The 19,501-nt window shown below is 44.9% G+C and carries 18 protein-coding genes, 2 pseudogenes and 1 riboswitch; of the genes and pseudogenes, 16 read left to right on the forward strand and 4 right to left on the reverse strand.

Features of this window, described 5'->3' with window-relative positions; all coding sequences use genetic code 11:
• The first annotated feature begins 21 nt into the window (after nucleotides 1-21).
• From AC6I5A_RS09575 to AC6I5A_RS09615, 9 genes are all read left to right on the forward strand, one after another.
• Nucleotides 22-2,010 (forward strand): DNA polymerase, encoded by a 1,989-nt coding sequence (locus AC6I5A_RS09575; protein WP_034614989.1) that lies wholly within the window; start codon nucleotides 22-24, stop codon nucleotides 2,008-2,010.
• A 53-nt stretch (nucleotides 2,011-2,063) separates the two neighbouring features.
• Nucleotides 2,064-2,468 carry a DNA gyrase inhibitor YacG gene (locus AC6I5A_RS09580; protein ID WP_034614992.1) on the forward strand — a complete coding sequence of 135 codons (405 nt, stop codon included), beginning with the start codon at nucleotides 2,064-2,066 and terminating at the stop codon, nucleotides 2,466-2,468.
• The gene (locus tag AC6I5A_RS09585; RefSeq protein WP_497900635.1) at nucleotides 2,465-2,632 is read left to right on the forward strand and encodes an SHOCT domain-containing protein; all 168 of its coding nucleotides are present in this window, start codon (nucleotides 2,465-2,467) and stop codon (nucleotides 2,630-2,632) included. The genes AC6I5A_RS09580 and AC6I5A_RS09585 overlap by 4 nt, the downstream gene beginning before the upstream one ends.
• 54 nt (nucleotides 2,633-2,686) lie before the next feature.
• A complete protein-coding gene (locus AC6I5A_RS09590) occupies nucleotides 2,687-3,979 on the forward strand; it encodes a recombinase family protein (protein ID WP_034614993.1) in 1,293 nt (430 codons plus the stop codon).
• Nucleotides 3,976-5,631 (forward strand): recombinase family protein, encoded by a 1,656-nt coding sequence (locus AC6I5A_RS09595; RefSeq protein WP_034614995.1) that lies wholly within the window; start codon nucleotides 3,976-3,978, stop codon nucleotides 5,629-5,631. The genes AC6I5A_RS09590 and AC6I5A_RS09595 overlap by 4 nt, the downstream gene beginning before the upstream one ends.
• The gene (locus AC6I5A_RS09600) at nucleotides 5,579-6,745 is read left to right on the forward strand and encodes a recombinase family protein (protein ID WP_052168003.1); all 1,167 of its coding nucleotides are present in this window, start codon (nucleotides 5,579-5,581) and stop codon (nucleotides 6,743-6,745) included. The genes AC6I5A_RS09595 and AC6I5A_RS09600 overlap by 53 nt, the downstream gene beginning before the upstream one ends.
• A complete protein-coding gene (locus tag AC6I5A_RS09605) occupies nucleotides 6,699-8,213 on the forward strand; it encodes a recombinase family protein (RefSeq protein WP_052168004.1) in 1,515 nt (504 codons plus the stop codon). Before AC6I5A_RS09600 ends, AC6I5A_RS09605 begins: the two co-directional genes overlap by 47 nt.
• 143 nt (nucleotides 8,214-8,356) lie before the next feature.
• Complete coding sequence (locus tag AC6I5A_RS09610; protein ID WP_497900636.1) at nucleotides 8,357-8,521, forward strand: hypothetical protein; 165 nt, start codon at nucleotides 8,357-8,359, stop codon at nucleotides 8,519-8,521.
• 77 nt (nucleotides 8,522-8,598) lie between these two features.
• Entirely contained in the window at nucleotides 8,599-10,029 is a 1,431-nt protein-coding gene (locus AC6I5A_RS09615) for a YecA family protein (RefSeq protein WP_034614996.1), read from the forward strand.
• A 58-nt stretch (nucleotides 10,030-10,087) separates the two neighbouring features.
• Here the strand turns inward: AC6I5A_RS09615 and AC6I5A_RS09620 are convergent, their stop codons facing one another.
• A complete protein-coding gene (locus AC6I5A_RS09620; RefSeq protein WP_497900637.1) occupies nucleotides 10,088-10,252 on the reverse strand; it encodes a hypothetical protein in 165 nt (54 codons plus the stop codon).
• Between the two features lie 931 nt (nucleotides 10,253-11,183).
• Between AC6I5A_RS09620 and AC6I5A_RS09625 the strand changes: the two genes are divergently transcribed.
• The 4 genes and pseudogenes from AC6I5A_RS09625 (at nucleotide 11,184) to dapA (ending at nucleotide 14,330) form a co-directional block, all read left to right on the forward strand.
• Nucleotides 11,184-11,426, forward strand: a complete 243-nt coding sequence (locus tag AC6I5A_RS09625) for a helix-turn-helix domain-containing protein (RefSeq protein ID WP_497900650.1) — start codon at nucleotides 11,184-11,186, stop codon at nucleotides 11,424-11,426.
• A 1,029-nt stretch (nucleotides 11,427-12,455) separates the two neighbouring features.
• Nucleotides 12,456-12,788, forward strand: a complete 333-nt coding sequence (locus AC6I5A_RS09630; RefSeq protein WP_052168005.1) for a hypothetical protein — start codon at nucleotides 12,456-12,458, stop codon at nucleotides 12,786-12,788.
• Nucleotides 12,769-13,062: pseudogene (locus tag AC6I5A_RS09635) on the forward strand (Mbeg1-like protein); the annotation flags it as partial. The gene AC6I5A_RS09630 and the pseudogene AC6I5A_RS09635, both read left to right, overlap by 20 nt.
• A gap of 150 nt (nucleotides 13,063-13,212) precedes the next feature.
• A riboswitch (Lysine riboswitch) is annotated at nucleotides 13,213-13,354 on the forward strand.
• 85 nt (nucleotides 13,355-13,439) lie between these two features.
• A complete protein-coding gene (dapA, locus tag AC6I5A_RS09640) occupies nucleotides 13,440-14,330 on the forward strand; it encodes a 4-hydroxy-tetrahydrodipicolinate synthase (RefSeq protein WP_034614998.1) in 891 nt (296 codons plus the stop codon).
• Nucleotides 14,331-14,387: 57 nt separating this feature from the next.
• Here dapA and msrA read toward each other — a convergent pair whose 3' ends face one another.
• On the reverse strand, nucleotides 14,388-15,341 hold the full coding sequence (gene msrA / locus AC6I5A_RS09645) for a peptide-methionine (S)-S-oxide reductase MsrA (protein ID WP_034615001.1): 954 nt from the start codon (nucleotides 15,339-15,341) through the stop codon (nucleotides 14,388-14,390).
• Nucleotides 15,342-15,437: 96 nt separating this feature from the next.
• Here msrA and AC6I5A_RS09650 point away from each other — a divergent pair.
• The 3 genes and pseudogenes from AC6I5A_RS09650 to AC6I5A_RS09660 form a co-directional block, all read left to right on the forward strand.
• Nucleotides 15,438-15,686 (forward strand): annotated as a pseudogene (locus AC6I5A_RS09650) (terminase TerL endonuclease subunit); the annotation flags it as partial.
• A 134-nt stretch (nucleotides 15,687-15,820) separates the two neighbouring features.
• Complete coding sequence (locus AC6I5A_RS09655; RefSeq protein WP_052168007.1) at nucleotides 15,821-16,435, forward strand: DUF8426 domain-containing protein; 615 nt, start codon at nucleotides 15,821-15,823, stop codon at nucleotides 16,433-16,435.
• A gap of 307 nt (nucleotides 16,436-16,742) precedes the next feature.
• Nucleotides 16,743-18,383 (forward strand): FAD-dependent oxidoreductase, encoded by a 1,641-nt coding sequence (locus AC6I5A_RS09660; protein ID WP_497900638.1) that lies wholly within the window; start codon nucleotides 16,743-16,745, stop codon nucleotides 18,381-18,383.
• A gap of 195 nt (nucleotides 18,384-18,578) precedes the next feature.
• On the opposite strand, the gene AC6I5A_RS09665 is transcribed toward AC6I5A_RS09660, so the two are convergent.
• Both AC6I5A_RS09665 and AC6I5A_RS09670 read right to left on the reverse strand, forming a co-directional pair.
• Nucleotides 18,579-18,770, reverse strand: a complete 192-nt coding sequence (locus AC6I5A_RS09665) for a type II toxin-antitoxin system prevent-host-death family antitoxin (protein WP_497900639.1) — start codon at nucleotides 18,768-18,770, stop codon at nucleotides 18,579-18,581.
• 102 nt (nucleotides 18,771-18,872) lie between these two features.
• A partial coding sequence (locus AC6I5A_RS09670; RefSeq protein WP_052168008.1) for an enoyl-CoA hydratase-related protein occupies nucleotides 18,873-19,501 on the reverse strand: 629 nt, incomplete at its 5' end.

Here is a 19,501-nt window from a genome sequence, read left to right on the forward strand (position 1 = left end):
TATATGACAGGTGGTGAATTTATGAAAACGATATCCATAGACATTGAAACCTACTCCTCGGTCAACCTTGCCAAAGGCGGAGTATATCGCTATGCCGAGAGTGAGGATTTTGAGATACTGCTTTTCGGATACAGTATTGATGGCGGAGAGATTTCCGTCATCGATCTCGCACAGGGTGAAAGCATGCCGGAGGATGTTCTTGATGCTTTGACTGATGAAGCGGTTCTGAAATGGGCGTTCAACGCTCAGTTTGAGCGCGTCTGTTTATCAAGATATCTTACAGGCCATGGCGTAAGCCTTGAGTCCTTCCATGACTCAAATTCGCTGTCTACGGAGTATGCGAGATTTCTCAACCCGTCCTCCTGGCGCTGCTCAATGGTTTGGTCAGCGTATATGGGACTGCCGCTGTCCCTTGAGGGTGTCGGCGCGGTTCTTGGTCTGGAAAAACAAAAGTTGAAGGAAGGCAAAGACCTTATAAAATACTTCTCGATGCCTTGCGCTCCCACCAAAGCCAACGGCAGCCGCACCCGTAATTTTCCGTCAGATGCCCCGGACAAATGGACGGATTATAAAGCGTATAACAAACGTGATGTTGAAACGGAGATGCAGATTCAGCAGAAGCTTGCCCGATTCCCTGTTCCTGATTTTGTATGGGACGAATATCACCTCGACCAGGAAATCAACGACCGTGGCATCGGTGTGGATATGGACTTTGTCAGGCAGGCAGTCCGAATAGACGGCAAATCAAGAGAAGTGCTTTCGGCCGCAATGCGTAATCTGACCGACCTTGACAATCCCAACTCAGTGCAGCAGATAAAACAGTGGCTTTCCTGCAACGGTCTGGAAGTTGAATCTCTCGGCAAAAAGGATGTTGCGGTGCTCTTAAAAACAGCGCCGGACGAACTGCGAGAGGTGCTGACTCTCCGGCAGCAGCTTGCAAAATCTTCGGTAAAGAAATATACGGCTATGGAAAACGCCGTCTGCCGGGACAGCAGAGCGAGAGGAATGTTTCAATTTTACGGTGCCAACCGCACAGGCCGGTTCGCCGGGAGGCTTGTTCAATTGCAGAACCTTCCGCAAAACCATATGCCGGATTTGGCGGAAGCGAGATCCCTTGTGCGGATCGGCGATTATGAAGTACTGCGGATGCTTTATGACGATATCCCGGATACACTCTCACAGCTTATCCGTACAGCCTTCGTGCCGCAGAACGGAAGAAAGTTCATCGTGGCGGACTTCTCTGCAATCGAAGCGCGTGTGATCGCCTGGTTTGCCGGAGAGAAATGGCGCGATGAGGTATTTGCAAACGGAGGTGACATTTACTGTGCTTCGGCATCTCAAATGTTCAGGGTTCCCGTGGAAAAGCACGGCATCAACGGCCACCTCCGGCAGAAAGGCAAAATTGCTGAGTTGGCGCTCGGTTACGGCGGTTCCGTGGGTGCTCTCAAAGCGATGGGAGCGCTCGATATGGGACTTGCCGAGGAGGAACTTCAGCCGCTTGTAACTGCCTGGAGGCAATCAAACCCCAATATCGTAAAGTTCTGGTGGGATGTCGATTCGGCAGTCAAGAAGTGCGTAAAAGAGAAAACCTTCTCCGAAAGCCACGGAATCAAGTTCGATTATCAAAGCGGCTTTCTTTTCATTACTCTGCCTTCCGGAAGACGACTTGCCTATGTTAAGCCAAGAATCGGAGAGAATGTCTTCGGTGGCGAGTCCGTTACCTATGAGGGCGTAGGCGGCACGAAGAAATGGGAAAGACTCGAAAGTTACGGCCCCAAATTTGTGGAGAACATCATCCAGGCAACGAGCCGGGATATTCTGATGTACGCTATGCAAACGCTCCGCTGCTGTTCCATCGTTGCTCATGTGCATGATGAGATCATCATTGAAGCGGACGGTTCCATGTCCCTCGCAGCGGTCTGTGAACAGATGGGTCGGGTGCCTCCCTGGACACCGGGACTTTTGCTCCGGGTTGACGGCTATGAATGTGAATTTTATAAAAAGAACTGAAAACGTCCTTTTCCACCTCCTCCCAAGGCTACAAGGCAGGAGGTGGTTTTCTTATGACGGATAACCAGAAAGAACAGATCAGGACTCTGCGTCTGCAGGGGCTTGGCTATACAGCTGTAGCAGACAGACTCGGCATTTCAAAGGATACGGTTAAAAGCTACTGCCAGCGTAATGGCCTGGCGGGAAAACGAAGCGATTCTGCCGTAGAAAGCGTCTGTCCGCAGTGTGGAAAACCCATAGTACAGTCCGGGAAACATAAAAGGCGCCGTTTTTGCACGGATGAATGCCGTAAAACATGGTGGGTAAAACACCACGCAGATATAAAAAACGGAGCCGTTCACAGCTATGTATGTGAAGCCTGCGGAAAGCCGTTTACGGCTTATGGCAATACAACGCGGAAATATTGTTCCCACAGCTGCTATGTATCCATTCGCTTCAAGGGCGGTGACCCGTCGTGACAAAAGAGCGGCTGGACAGAGAACTGATGTATCATGCGAGCCTCTCGCCTTTCAAAAGTATGCTTTCTGAAGGGCTAATATCTGAGGACGACTACCGGGTAATTGATACAATTCTGAGGGCGAAATATTCACCGGTATTTGTGTGCGATAGTTTTCAAATATGACTGGATAATAACAAACATTGACGGTAATATGTCCACTACCAAAGGAGGCACTATATGAAAAAACGAATCATAAACATCACTCCCGAGGCAAGGCTTATTACCGTTAAAAAGCGCGTAGCGGCTTATGCCAGGGTGTCATGCGACAAGGAGACCATGCTGCATTCCCTGGCAGCGCAGATAGACTTTTACCGCAATTACATCATTAACAACCCTGAATGGGAATTTGCGGGGGTATACGCTGACGAGGCAAAGACCGGCACAAAAGACAGCCGTGAACAGTTTCAGCAGCTCCTTGCCGACTGCCGGAGCGGACATGTCGATGTGGTAATTACGAAATCCATTTCACGGTTTGCCCGCAATACGGTAACTCTTCTGGAAACCACACGGGAACTCAAGGAACTTGGAATCAATGTTTTCTTTGAAGATCAGAATATGGATTCCGTCAGCGAAGAAGGAGAACTCATGCTTACGCTTATGGCTTCGGTTGCGCAGGAAGAAAGCCTCTCATGCAGCGATAATTGTAAATGGAGGATTCGCAAGGGCTTTGAGCAAGGGCAACCCAACACCTGCACGATGCTCGGCTACCGTCTGGTCAACGGTGTAATCACTGTAATCCCGGACGAGGCAGTTATCGTGCAAGAGATTTTTAACCTTTACCTTTCCGGCTGCGGAGCGCAGGGAATCGCCAACACTCTAAATGAAAACGGCATCTCTTCGGAGAAGATTTCAATCTGGCATCACGACACCATCCGCAATATTCTGCGTAATGAAAAGTATATGGGGGATCTGCTCCTGCAGAAAAAGGTCAGTTCAGATCATCTGTCGAAACGGCAGTCTCCGAATACCGGACAACTCCCTCAATACTATGTTTCCGATAATCATGAACCAATCGTTTCAAAGGATACCTTTGAAGCAGTTCAAAAGGAAATAGCGTTTAGGGCTGAAAAGCACACTCAGAAGAGCGGTACAGCAAGCGTTTTCACCAAGAAGATACGCTGCGGAATCTGCGGAAAAAACTATCGCCGCAAAACAACTCCGTACAATATCGTATGGTGCTGCTCGACATTCAACACGAAGGGTAAAAGCTACTGCGCGTCTAAAGCCATCCCGGAGGGAACAATTAAACGCGTGATAGCCGGCGCCCTTGGAGAGGGAACCTTCAGTGAAGAGTGTTTCACTGCTAAGGTTAAACGCATTGATGCGATGCCCAGTAATATTTTACGGTTCATTTTCAAAGACGGGTCCGTAGCCGAATACATCTGGCAGGACAGATCGCGCAGTGAAAGCTGGACTCCTGAGATGCGGGAAAAAGCGCGTCAAGCCACAGCAAGGAGGTGTAATCAGTGAGCGGAAAAACGATAACAGTCATTCCGGCCAAGCCCACCAGCTTTTCAGCATCACTGCCGGGAATGATAAAAAGGAGAAAAGTTGCGGCCTATGCCCGTGTTTCGACTGACAAGGACGAGCAGATAAGCAGCTATGATGCACAGGTCGATTACTACACCCAATACATCAAATCCAACCCAGAATGGGAATTCGTCGAGGTTTACGCAGACGAGGGGATCACCGGCACCAACATGAAAAAGCGTGACGGTTTCAACCGCATGGTGCAGGATGCTCTCGACGGCAGGATTGACCTCATCCTTACAAAATCGGTCAGCCGATTTGCCCGCAACACAGTGGACAGCCTTACCACAGTCCGTTCACTGAAGGACAAGGGCGTAGAAATTTTCTTTGAGAAAGAGAATATCTATACTCTTGACTCCAAGGGAGAATTGCTATTGACGATTCTTTCCAGTTTGGCTCAGGAAGAGGTGCGAAACATTGCCTCCAATACCGCGTGGGGTCGCAGAAAAACATTTGCGGACGGAAAAGTGACATTCGCCTACAGTTCTTTCCTCGGATATGAGATGGGCGAAGACGGCAATTCGCGGATTGTTGAGGAGCAGGCTGAAATCATCCGACACATTTACAGCGAATTTCCTGCTGGAAAGACTGCCTTCGATATTGCCGCCCGCCTCACCGAGGAAGGTATCCCGACCCCGATGAAAAAGAAGGTATGGCAAGCAAGCGTGGTAAAAAGCATCCTACATAACGAGAAATATAAGGGGGACGCAATACTTCAAAAACGCTTTACCGTAGATTTTCTTACTAAGAGGACTAAATTAAACGAAGGCGAATATCCCCAATACTATATTGAAAATAATCATCCTCCTATCGTTTCCGCGGAGACTTTTGAAATGGTGCAGGAGGAGTTTGCCAGACGGAAAGCCGCCGGCGGATTTATGCGGTGCGTTTCGCCGTTCTCCGGCAGAATCATCTGCGGGGACTGCGGAGGATTCTATGGGCGGAAAGTCTGGCACAGCAATACGGCTTACCGCACTTATGAGTGGCATTGCAACAACAAGTTCACGAAGCGAAAATACTGCACCACACCGACAGTCAAGACTGAATCAATCGAGAAATGCTTTATGGATGCCTTCAACAGCCTGCTTGCACGAAAGGACGAGATTGCGGAAAACTACCGCATCTGTCTTGCCGCCATTACTGATGATTCCGAATATGTCCGCCGCCGTGATGAACTGGATAAGCGCATCGAGGATGAAACGGAACGGACACGCGAATTTCTGTTCAAGCGAAGTAAAAGCGACAGTGACCTCGATAGGGTTAATGAGCAATATAACAAGTATATTGCGGTTCTGGATGATCTCCAAAGGGAGCGTCAGGAAATGAATTCGAAAATCGCTTTGTGCGCGGCAAAAAAGAGCCAGGTCAAGAGTTTTCTGAAACTGCTGAGAAAGCAGAAAACCCTGCTTACGCAGTTCGACCCGCTTTTATGGCAGGCTGCGGTCAACCACATGATCATATACCATGATATGACCGTAAAGTTCATTCTGCGGGATGGCTCGGAACTCCCTTGGATAATAGAAAGGGGTGTGAGAAGCTATGTCAAACGAGCAAAAGAAAGTGACGGAAGTGCAGTTTCCGAAAAAGAATGACGCTCCCGCTTTTCAACGGGTCTGTGCTTATGTGAGAGTATCCACGGGACACGATGCCCAGCTCCTCTCACTTGAGGCACAAAGGGAGTATTACATGACACTGCTTTCAAACCGCCCGGACTGTATCTTTATCGGCATATTTGCCGATGAGGGAATCTCCGGCAGCAAGGAGGAACGCCCCGGCTTTGATGCTATGATGAGAGCGGCGGAGGAAGGAAAAATCGACCTCATCGTTACGAAGTCGATATCCCGCTTTGCGAGAAATACGCTGTTTTTCCTGAAAGCAGTACGGACGTTGAACGACCTCGGCATCTGTGTTTATTTCGAAAATGAGAACATTTACTCCATCTCCGAAGAGGGTGAGCTCATGATGTTCCTCTACGCGGTTTTTGCCGAGGAGGAGCGGAAACAGGTGCGGACTAATGTCCGCTGGTCTATCCGCAAGAAGTACGAAGGCGGAGAAAGCCTTGTCAATCCATCCCGCGTTTACGGTTATACCGAAGGTGCCGTCGGAGAATGGCTTATAGAAGAGACCCAGGCGGAAGTAGTACGCCGTATCTACCATAGATATATAGATGGTTCGCCGCCAGCGGAAATTGCGGAGGAGCTGACTGCGGACGGCATCCCCACCGATACGGGCTATCCCTGGTCCGATCACCGGGTGCTGCGGATAATCAAAAACGAAAAGTACAAAGGCGACTGCCTTTTGCAGAAAAGCTATGTGGATTTAAGAGGAATTCAGATCACCAACGACGGTGCGTACAGCAAATTCTATGTGGAGGGCAACAATCCCTCCATCGTCACCACAAAGGTGTGGGAGAAAGCGAATGCCCGCATTGAGGAAAGAAAAACGAAGACCTATCCTTTTTCCGGCAGATTGCATTGTCCAAATTGCGGAAAGGTCCTGCGGAGACAGAAAAGTCAGTGGTGCGTGAACTGGCAATGCGGGACATACCTTTCCAAGGGCAAGTCTGCCTGTCCAGGCATCCCATTGCGGGAGAACATACTCTTTGAGATTGCCGGAGAGGAACACAGCGCCGGGCACTGGACGGTGAAGGAGGTCCAAAATGGAGACAAAACGGATTATACCCTTGTTCCGTTCGGTATCGACTGAACGAACCGACGACAGTCCTCTGAAGCGTATGGGGGCTTACTGCCGTGTTTCCTCGGACAAGGACGAACAACTGAACAGTCTCTCCGCGCAAAAGGAGTACTATGAGAAAGCCCTCACCGAAGATGCCAGTTGCGATTTCGTAGGCATCTATGCGGATGAGGGCATTTCCGGCACTCAGGTTGATAAGCGGGAAGGCTTTCTGCAGATGATGGAAGACTGCCGCGCCGGGAAGATAAATGGGATCATCACCAAGAGCGTCTCCCGCTTCGGCCGCAACACCGTAGACACTCTTGTATATACGAGGGAGCTGCGGAGTCTCGGGATTGATGTCTTTTTTGAAAAGGAGGATATCCATTCCATCAACCCTGAGGGTGAGCTTCTTCTGACACTTATTTCGGCACTTTCACAAAATGAGAGCACGAATATGTCGGAGAATGTAAAATGGGGTGTCCGCCGGAAATATGAAAAAGGCGAAGCGGGCAGTCTGCCTCTCGGCAAGTTCTACGGCTACTCCCAGAAAAAGCGAGTCATTACTATCAACGAGGATGAAGCCACAGTGGTGAGGCGAATATATACAGATTATATCTCCGGGTTCACTGCTACACAGATTGCCGAAAGGCTTACCGCCGAGGGAGTACCGACGGAGAGGGGCAACAATGTGTGGCATCTGAGCGTAGTGCGTAAAATCTTACGCAATGAAAAATACAAGGGTGATACGCTGTTCCAGAAAACACTGATTGCCGATCCAATCAGCCACCGCCGTATCAAAAACGATGGAATACTTCCGCAGTATTATGCGGAGAACAGCATACCGGCAATCGTGGAGCGGGACGTATGGGAACTTGCCGCTGCGGAACAGCACCGGAGAGAAAACTACTGCAAGGAGCATAGCGTGACCATCTACAGACCGGGTTCCGAAGAATTCCCTCTGTCCGGCAGACTCGTATGCCAAACCTGCGGCCATACCTATGTTCTTCTTGAGTCCAAGGTAAAATCCGTGAAAGGCAAAAAATACTGGAGGTGCAGCAGTTATCATGGAGGTAACGGTACTCCTGTCAACGGGATGGAGTTTATACCGAGAGGTCAGCCCCTTCGGGATGTTGACGCGAATAACAGATGGGTAAAGTATTACAGGAGAAACAAACGCAAGCTGCCACAGCCACGACAAATGCTTTGCACTGACATAGAGATAGAGGCAGGCAAGTCGGAAAAAGCGTTTATCCGTGGGTGGAATCTGTTGGTCAGTAAAAAGCAGAGATACCAGGCAACGCTCAAGCGCACTGCCGACACCACGGACGATATCCTTCTGCGATACCGCGCCACTGAACTCAGCCGAATTCTCGATGAGATGGGAACAATCAAAGAATTCAACTATGCCTTCTCGCTTGCCGTTCTGGAGAAAATAGAAGTAACCCCGCAAGGCAAGCTGACATTCTGCTTTCTCGGTGGGGTGAGATTGACGGTGTAATTACGAAAAGCATTATTAAGGTAATAATTTACATTTATAAGATTGAATAGCTGTAGCTTTTATTATATAATGCTACTGACGTAGGGCAACATAGTCGGCCATTTTTATTCTTGGGACGCAAGTCCCGGAAAGGAGGTACGGCTATGGACTCTAAGGTCGTTGACTGGAAAGTCTCTGTTGCCCTGGGTGGGACACTTGTCTTTTCCATTTTCGTCTTGAAAATGGATCCGGACGGTGCCAAGGAAGCGTTCAACCATATGGTTGATGCTGCCAAAGAGAGCGTGATTGCCATTTTTGGCAATCACTAACTCCAACCTCGCGTCAGGGCATGTAATCTTCGGATTATGTGCCTTTTTTAATATAGAAAAAATGTGTGGAGGGGCGTATGGTGATTCCGAAAGTTGCAATCTGCCCTATATGCGGTAAAAAAACATATTTACGTATTGAGGATGGCGGATACTTGAATGAATATCCATTTCGCGTACACTGTGCTAATTGTCGGGCATTGATAAAAGGCGTTTACATTATGGGTTCATCGTCCGGTGAATACGGCCTCCATATGTATAACGCAAAAACAGAAGAATGCGACATCGACTCCGTTTCCCATAAAATCCTAAATGCTGATTATGTGGTTGATATTTCAGGTGAATTGCCTTGTAAAAAAGTGCGGGAGTTTGACGGTAATCTTATTGCCAGTTCTCCGTTTTTGGAAGCTGCAGATCAAGTTGATATGCTGGAACGCATCGAACGTCTGAAGTATTTCGTGAAGAATATGGAAGAGTGGAAAGCATGGCGTAGCATTGCTTTTCAACTTCTTGATGAGGGCAGCGTTGATTTTATCTCTACTGCTTTACGGAACAAAATGGGCGATTATTCATATCAGTGTGATAATTACCTCAAATCGCTCCATTGTTTACAGGAAGTCGTTCAGGAAGAAACGAAAAACCTGTTTTACGAGCCAAATCAAGACGATTGCATTTCCAGTTTGCTCGGAGTCCTTTCAAAAACCGATAGAGAGCAACTGCATTTATTTGTTGAGCAAATGGGTGGAGTGCAGGATGTGATTGCTTCATACAGAAGGGTTATTTACGTTTTCTCCGCATTCATGGACATTTATCCGAATATTCTTCCGGCTGAGACATATATTCGTTTTAACAATAAGGACAAGGAAGATGTTGGAATTGCGACATGTTCATTTGGAGATATCAAGACGTTTTACCAAGACGCATATGAAACTCTTTTGTCTTTGATGTTTATACCGGTTTGCCTCGATAATATTACTCTGCGGAATGATTTTCAGGTTTATAATTCTACCTTCGATAATTTATTCGGAGATTGGAAGTACAAGAAATTGCCAAACGATTATAGCCGATACATAGCCTTGGACAACGGAATGAAGCTGGAAAAAGTTCAACTATCCGAACCGTTACAACAACTGCTGAATATTCCAGCCAACCGTTTCCTCCGCAACGGCATCGGGCATAATAATATCAAATACGATGGTCTGTCACAAACAATAATCGCATTTGACCTTAAAAATCCTAGTAAAGCAAAACTTACCAAAAGCCTGATGGATATGGCTATTGACTGTATTGGATTATCAAAAGTGGCTGTACTAATGGCAGAGATTTTGCTGTTCATCATTCGACAAGAAGTTCGGTCGGAGAATATCCACAGCATAATTCACCCACGATTCTATAAGAAGGTAGAGCTGAATGATAAGTGCCCATGCGGAAGCAACATTAAATATAAAAAGTGTTGTAAAGCCGAAATTGAAAGTATTTCGTACCAAGCCAGGAAGACTACAAAAGCATAAACACCGTAAGAAGCATCACAGAAATGTGGTGCTTCTCTCATCCCCCTCATAACCGCACCTATGAAACAAATCCCGCCTTGTTTTCGAGAGTCACACTTTCGTATTTCCGCCTCGGCAGGAAATGTGCCTCAAGGATATGGGCGGGATTTCTGCTGTCATTGAGAGTCTGATCACTCTGGCAGATAAAGCGAAAATCCCCAAGAATACGGCGCTTTCTGGGCATTTGCACCCACCTAAACGGATTTGCACCCACCTTGGAGATTTCAAAAAGGAATAATTAAATTGTATCAATGCCTTGTTGCGGACGCATAAAATCACTCAATAATTGATACAATGAAAAAGTCCGCTGATAGCGGGCTTTCTGGCGTTTATGGGGGCTAATTTAAAATATACCCTATTAAACGGACAGCAGGAGTTTTCAAAACCCTTCATTTTGGACAGGCGGATTTTCAAAACCCCTAAACTCGGACAGGTGGATTTTTGAAACCCTTAACCTCGGACAAATAGCGGTTTTGATTCCAGTTTCATTTGTTGGTCTGCCCATTTTTCAGTGGCTAGGAATTTATCATCCAAAACATTGGGATAATATATATTCATTCTTTATTACATTTGTAATTTATATAACTTGTAATTATGTTGCAACTCGTTTTTCTTTTGAAAAGTTGACTAAGTTACGACCGAAATATAAAGAGTAAAACGCCCTATTTTTAATGGCATTTATATGTACTGGTTAATAAGGAAGAAAACCCAGGCCACTACCTCTATTTTATTCTGCTGCGTATCACGGCTCCGAAGTATCGATTAATACCTGAACGATAGCTAATACCAGTTAGAACTTATCCTTTAGCTATCCCGCGTGTCGTCCCATTAGTACTCAAATTTGTTACAATGATATTATGTCAGGGCGGAAATAGAAAGATTGAAAAAAGAATTACTGGATCAATCTAAAAAACGTCGGGAAGAATCGGAGCAGCGGAGAAACAAAAGTAAAGGTATTAAAGAGAATACAGACTTGCAATAGATTTTCAGTATCTCAAACTGAATGTAGCTTCTTGCTACTAACCGCACTTGGAACAGTTCGTCTTTTGTTGAGTCACAATGTTATAGTTGTACGCATACAAAAGGAGGACAAAAATGGGGAGCAATAACAGTAAATATTCAGAAGAAATGAGAGAACGAACAGCGAAGCACATCTTAGAAACGGAAAATCAGCAAACTGTGTTGCTGAGGAGATGGGAATAGATAAAAACACAGTTTGTCGTTGGATAAGAGATTATCGGAGAAAACATCATCTGCCAATCTATGCTGAAAGCAAAGGAATTAAACAGGCAGCATCTAGGATCGACAAAGAAGCAAATAAACAATTACTTCTTTGGGGTACGAGGCTACTGCGGTAGCAGTTTAGTACATTGGTAAGAAGGCACTTTTCAAACGACCCCTTTAATTTTTCTTCATAGGGGGTCGCACCATTACGCAAAAACAATAATTACGCGTATTAGTATCACTTCGTTGCCCAACACGTTGAGACGATCGTCTTGATGTCAAAGGTATAAGCCTTTATTTTACTGGGCTTGACAGGTTACATCTGAATTGACTATTTAAACTAAAGTGTATTTTTGCGTTTGTGTGAACATATCGAGGGATAGAAAAAGAATTGACAATGAAGTAAGATTGAGTGGACAGTATAGATAACATCCGTAGGATTGTGGAGATAGGCTAGATGTAGCAATCCCTAAGCATATATTAAGCGGCTAATATACATGATCAAAATTTTCAAACAGGGCTATTGCGATTATTGAAGCAGGAAGGCGAAAATTATAATGAAAGAAAATCTTATTGCTCCGTGTGGCATGAATTGCAGTTTATGTATTGCCTATCAATTCAAATAAAGCACTGATGGATCTTCACCTTGTGCATAACGGAAAAAGGAGGAACTGTAGGTAGCTTAGGGATGTGCTGGGGTGGGTTGAATTTGTAGAATATGCCAAAGGGAAAGGCCTAGGTATATAACCTAGGCAAAACCACCCTATTAAGCCATCGCTTGCGCAGCGGTTCCAAACCATGAAATAATCAATCTTAATAATGCAACAAAAAACTCTAACAATCTTAATAACCCTTCCAACATACCTCTTTCGCCTCCTCATTTAGAAATCCAATAAGACGGAGAAGGCTCTTGATGTATACTATTCAGCATGTCCATAAAATGTTCAGGATATATAGTACCACATCCCGTATTTTAGCCGACAGGGCATTTCAGCGGGCTGGTAAAGTTCGATAAGAATGGAGGCGTGTGGTCGGGCAAAAACCACCGAGGAAAAGATCTCCAAAAATCTTTATGAGGGGTTTATCCGGAATCGTTATCTGGTAATGATTAACCAGTCAGATCTTGATGTAAATACTATATTATAGGTGTCTGAAGGAGTATTATGCAAAATATATTTGATTATCTGAATTGGCGTGGAGACTTGAGCTTTGCACGCGACAGTTTTAATGAAGTTGACAATCTGGTAATGTCCGTACTCGCCTACGTGGAATTTGACGGGATCGTCCCACGGGAAACGGACAGGGGCGCAATTTCATTGTCGAAAGTGGCAGAACGGCTCAGCAAAAAGATGGCTCAACCTTCCCCGCTTGACAATAATCCCTTTTTTAGCCAAATTCCGGGATTGCTGATAAAAACTGCACAGTCAATACGTTATAAGAATATCAAATTATCAGGTTACGTTAATCAAATTGATTATGAACAATATTCAAGATAGAATAATCGGGGTCTATAACAACGACGGGCCCGGATTTCATATAAATGTCATACAAAGGAAAGGGTATAAAAAAATACTGGACAAAATCAATACAATAATACCAAAATCTTCGGTTGTGGGCATGCTATTGGAGCACAGCGAAGAATACAAGGTGGTGGGCAGCTGTGAAACTGGCATCATGCAGCATAATGCCTTTTCATGGGAAGTAAAAGGTAAAAGTTTTGTTTACGAGAATGGATTAACCAAGGAAAGCCTGAACTTGAACAAAATATTGAGGTCGTGGCTTAATCGGCTGTCAATGGAACAGAGAGCAGAATTTGTAGATGCGATGTTCTATATTATAATGTCCACGGGAGCAAAGACTGTCAGTGAATTATCGAAAGGAAAGCTGCTTACCGCTAATTCCATGATTCCAATCAGTACCCAAAGTTGTAAAGGTTTACGTAAGACCGTAGCTTTGGTGAAAGGGGTAGATGCCGAAGTTGGTTCCAATTACGTAGGGACTGGGCTGGTTGAACAAAATAAGATTTGTTCAACTGTCGCGTTTGCGGAGAGCTATCTATATTACAATATGATTGGAAAACCATATGGGTAATTTAGTAGCTGATTCCGTATCAGCTATTTTTTTATAAAAGGAGATGTGAAATTAATATGAAAAAGAACACTGTTTTCAAAGGTATCGCTACCGCTCTCATCACCCCTCTGGACGAAACAGGAATTAATTATGAGCAGTTTGGCAAATTGATCGATTGGCAAATTGTCGAAGAGATTGATGCTCTGGTGATTTGTGGAACCACAGGTGAAGCGTCGACCTTAACTGACGCTGAGCACAGAGCAGCAATTACGTTTGCAGTTCAGCGCGCGGAAGGCCGAGTGCCGGTCATAGCAGGAACAGGCAGCAATGACATTGAATACGCGCATGACCTCACCCGTTTTGCCTGCGAAGCAGGCGCGGATGCAATGCTCGTGGTTACCCCTTATTACAACAAGGCTACGCAAAAAGGCCTGATTAAAGTGTTTAATCAAATTGCCGACAAGAGTACAAAGCCTATCATTCTCTATAATGTTCCTTCAAGGACAGGTATCAATATTGAGCCTTCAACCTACGAGGTATTAGCTGAACACGAAAATATAGTAGGGATTAAAGAAGCAAATGGCAACATTTCAAAAATTGTAGAAACGATGGCGCGTGTGCGCGGCAAGCTTGATTTATATTCAGGCAATGACGATCAGATAGTGCCACTTATGGCTCTTGGTGGAGTTGGCGGCATTTCTGTGCTTTCCAACATAATGCCGGCACAGACACGTGAGATTTGCACCCGTTTCTTTAAAGGTGACATTACCGGCAGTGCAGAGCAGCAATTTATACTTTATACCCTTATAGAAGCACTGTTTTGTGAAGTAAACCCTATTCCGGTCAAGGCTGCTATGGCAGCTCTGGGTTTCTGCAAGGATTACCTCAGATTGCCTCTCACTACAATGGAGGATACAAACCGTGAAAAGTTGGTTTCTCTTATGAGAACACATGGATTAAACGTTTGAGGAAGTTTAATGGGACGAGACCTGTAATCAATGAATAGACTATGAACCTTTTTGGACTTATCCGATATTGGGCAGGTATTTCCCGTACCCCTCTGCCTCCATGTTTTCCTTGGGAATGAAGCGGAGCGAGGCGCTGTTGATACAGTAGCGGAGGCCGCCGGACTCCTCTGGCCCATCCGGGAAAACATGACCAAGATGATTGTCGCCTATGCGGCTTCTGACCTCTTCTCGTACCATTCCCCATGTTTTGTCTAATGTAGTATTAATAACAGAGGGATCAATGGGTTTTGAAAAAGCGGGCCAGCCACAGGAATCAAATTTGTCTGCAGATGAAAACAGAGGCTCACCGGTTACGATATCCACATAAATCCCGGGAGAAAACTGATCATAATATTCATTTTGATAAGGCTCTTCCGTAGTATTCTCTCGGGTTACCCGGTACTGCAGCTGCGTTAGCTTCTTTCTAAGCTCTATCTCTTCCGGCATAGAGTAGTCAGACGGATTGACGATGGATTGGCGCGCTCTATCGAAGGCATCTCTTTCAATATGGCAATAGCCGTTTGGATTCTTTGTCAGGTAATCCTGGTGATATTCCTCAGCCGGAGAGTAATTTATCAATGGTAGAATCTCGACAGCAATTCGTCTGTCATATTTCTTTTGGAGTTCTGAAACTGCAGCTAGTATGATCGGTTCATCCTTCGGATCCACATAATAGATTCCTGTTCTGTACTGGCTTCCGACATCATTTCCCTGCCTGTTGACAGAAGTCGGATCAATTACTTGAAAAAATAAATTGATAACGTGAGTTAGATCAATGTATTTGGGGTCATATTCAACTCTGACGGTTTCCGCATGGCCCGTATTCTTATGGCAAACATCTTCATAACTGGGATTTTGTATCATCCCATTAGCATAGCCTACTTCAGTGTTCTTGACGCCCGGGATAGATTTCAAATACTTTTCAGTACCCCAGAAGCATCCTCCGGCAAGATAAATTTCTTTTCTTTCCAAATTAAGTTCACCCCCCTGTATTAAGTTGATACTTTATCATTTAACCATAATCAAGGAAATTATTTGCTCTGTCAAATTACAGATAATGAAATCGGCCAAGAGCTGATGAAATTGACCTTGGAACAGAAAATCGCTCACGGAGGTCACCCGGTCCTTCGGTGGATGATGGGCAACATATTTGCCCGTACTGACCCTGCCGGAAATATAAAAGCAGACAAGGAAAAGTCGGCTGAGAAAATCGACGGCACCGTGGCAACCATCATGGCGCTCGACCGCGCTATCCGTTGTGGCAACGGTAGCGGCGGAGAATCGGTGTACAATGAAAGAGGGTTATTGATTTTATAGCTTTCTATTATCGTTATGTATTCGTAGGGAATCGTCACGAAAAAAGTTATTGACAGCAACAAATTTGGCGGGATATATTAAACCTAACGAAGCGTTACGAAGCGTGACGAATAACATGAAAGCGAGGTAAGTTTATGAAAATTTTTCAAATGAAAACAAAACCACATGGGAATGAAAGATTTAGAGAGTTTATTGGTGAGAAGTTCGTATGTATTGGTTGGCCGGGGATTGGGGATTTAACCCAAGTGAGCAAAGATGAAATACGTGACAGGCTTGAAAAGGAATATAATAAAACAGGACATAAACTGGGAAATGCACTAGGTCAAGTTAATACATTCGTAAATACCATGAAAACAGGAGATGTGGTAATCATTGCTGAAAAAGACTGGGCTTATTATGGAATAGTAGGAGATTACACATACGAGCCACAGTATGACAACGAACAAGATGGAATGTGCCACAGACGAAGTGTCGAATGGATAGACCGAATACAGTTTTCTAATCTTGAAGGTAGCATTCAGAGACTAATTAACAATCGAAACACTATCTGTGAATACCCGGAATCTATTGAAGAATCGGGGTTAGATGAAATAATTCGCAAAAAACCAGTAATAAGCAAAGAGAATTCTACTATGTTGGATAATTTGTTTAATGAGGCTTTAAAAGTATTAGAAGAGGAACTGAAATCTACAGACCCAGATCGCAGGCTAAAAGCAGCTACTGAGTTTTTAAGGTTGAAAAATAGTTAATGATGAGACAATAATGAGTAAAAGATGCAACCACTCTAAGGCTCGCCCCTCATTTCGTGAAAAGGTTGTGACTGGCCCGAAAGCAGTAAGAACATTGAATAATATACTATGATGGTGTACGATAAAATCAAGGGATAATTAGATTTATTACCTCTTGCAAAAATGTTAGAATCCGTCTTCATTCTAAAGTTGTTTAACCAAAAATGAGTATTCCTGGTATATAAACATAGTTGAGAAATTAAGGCCTTTTGCCCAAGGAGGATGCCGGTGAATATGCTTAACATAAAATATTATGGGAGGTATAAAAGTGGGTAAAAAAGTATTGATAGTTGGCGGGGTGGCTGGAGGAGCATCGGCGGCGGCCCGGCTCAGAAGGTTGGATGAAAATGCTGAGATTATCATGTTTGAAAGAGATGAGTATATTTCTTTTGCCAACTGCGGACTGCCATACTATATTGGTGAAACTATTAAGGAACGTAGCAAGCTCTTTGTACAAACTCCGGAATCAATGCACGCCAGGTACAATATCGATGTTCGAAATAACAGTGAAGTCACTCAGGTAGTTACAGCTGACAAAAAGGTTATCGTGAACAGCAAAAGCCGGGGAATATATGAAGAAAGGTATGACTATTTAATACTCTCGCCGGGAGCTAAGGCGTTAAGACCTAACATTTCAGGTATAAACAGTAAAAGAATATTTACCTTGCGCAATATTCCGGATACTGATGCCATAAAACTTTATGTTGATCATCAGGGAGTAAATAGCACGGTTGTGATCGGCGGTGGCCTTGTAGGCATTGAGATGGCTGAAAATCTCCGGAAAAGAGGCCTGAACGTGACTCTAGTTGAAGCTGCTCCGCATATTCTGGCTCCATTTGATGATGATATGGTGGTAATGCTCGAAAAGGAACTGCTTAAGCAGGGCATTAATCTTATACTAAGCGACGGAGTTAAATCTTTTCAGGAAATAGGTAATCAGGTGGAAGTTACCTTGAATAGTAACCTTAAGCTGGATGCAGATTTAATAATTTTAGCTATAGGAGTGGCCCCCGATACAGCTTTTATTAAAGACAGCGGCTTAGAGTTGGGCCCCCGTGGGCACATCCTGGTCAATGAAAAGATGGAAACCAATCAGACTTGTGTTTATGCGGTGGGGGACGCGGTAGAAGTAGTTGATTTTATTACAAAGCAGAAAACGGCGATTCCTTTAGCCGGACCGGCCAATAAGCAGGGCAGAATAGCGGCCGATAACGTGGCGGGCTTGCATTCAGTTTATAAAGGTACCCAGGGTACTTCTATCATTAAAGTTTTTGGCATAACGGCGGCTAGTACCGGAGCCAACGAAAGGGTTCTGCAAAAAGCCGATCTGCCTTATCAAATAGTATACGTTCATCCTGAATCCCATGCCTCCTATTATCCGGGAGCTTTGCCGATGACTTTAAAACTGCTATTCAATGGGCAGGGAAAAGTCTTAGGGGCCCAGGCGATAGGTTATGATGGGGTTGATAAAAGAATTGATGTTATTGCCGCCGTGATAAGGCTGGACGGTACAGTGGAGGATTTAACCGAACTGGAACTTGCGTATGCTCCGCCATTTTCCTCGGCTAAAGATCCGGTAAATATGGCTGGTTTTGCAGCGCAGAATATTTTAGCAGACATGACCCATGTGGTAGCTTGGAAAGATATTGAAATGTATAAGGATGAAGATTATACCCTGGTAGATGTGCGCAGCCAGAAAGAATTTGCTAACGGACATATAGCTGGAGCCGTAAATATACCCATAGACAGCTTACGGGAAAGAATTTGGGAACTAGATCCCAACAAGACTATCATTGAATACTGCCAGGTAGGCTTGCGTGGTTATATTGCGGACCGGATACTCAGTCAAAAAGGATTCAAAGTATTAAATGTTACGGGCGGTTATAAAACTGTCTCCGCGCTTAGTTAAGGAGGGTAAGGATGATAAACCGGGCTAGTGGAACTGCAGAGGATTCTTTAGCAGGACTTTGGTGGGATTTTGGCGAAAAGTACCTGAAAATATTGGGGAATGAAATAAATCTGGACATTCAGATTGGGAAGCTGACTCGGCACTGTCTGCATACTCCTGGTCACACTCCCGGCGGCATTATCCCTTATGTAGATCTTAATCAGGATTTCTCACTTCAGTCACAGTATAAGTTGGCTCTCCGGATAGGCGTGAAAGCTCAGCCTCCAAAACCTTTACGCGGTGCTCCAACATTCTTTCTCGCTGCTCGAGTGCATTAATGCTCATGACCACTACATCGCCTTCACCATTTTTTGTAATATAAATCGGCTCGGCAGTTTGGTGAGCCAATTTGAAATCATACCATAGTCATTACGCAGAGCGGTTGAAGAATTTATTAGCATCATAAATTCCCCAAATCATACACCAATAGCACAAAAGTGGTATTCCACCTTACAAATCAGTTTTCCCCCTGGCTTTCAGCTCATCCTTGCGGATTTTCCAGAAGTTGGGCCTTCTTTTTTCCAAAAAAGCCCGGGGACCTTCTTTAGATTCCAAACTGGTAAACCAGTCGGGAAACATTAACCTGGCCAATTGGCCGTATGATCCGGCCATATAATCGATTTCCATATCAAAAGTCGCCTTGAGGACTTCTATACACCCAGGGCTCAAGGTCAGTATTTCTTCACTCCATTTGTCAACTTCCGCGTCGATTTTTTCCAAAGGAACTACCGTATTGACCAGTTTCATTTCAAGTGCTTCTTGGGCCGTATACCGGCGGCAGAGCATATATATTTCACGTGCTTTTTTCGCGCCCACCACACTTACCAGGTATGCTACCACATAACCATCAACAGGATTAGCCACACGCGGCCCACCCTGGGCAAAAACGGCATTCTCAGCGGCAATGGTAAAATCACTAAAGTAGGCAAGACAGTTTCCCATTCCCATGCAATATCCCTTAACCGCGGCAATTACAGGCTTGCGCGACATCCTTATTATTTGGGGGGGAGGATACCTCCAGTAAACCTGCACTCTTAATTCTTTTTCCTCCCATACTACATCCCCGCCGGTACAAAATG

It is taken from the genome of Desulfosporosinus sp. Tol-M2, assembly GCF_059735615.1.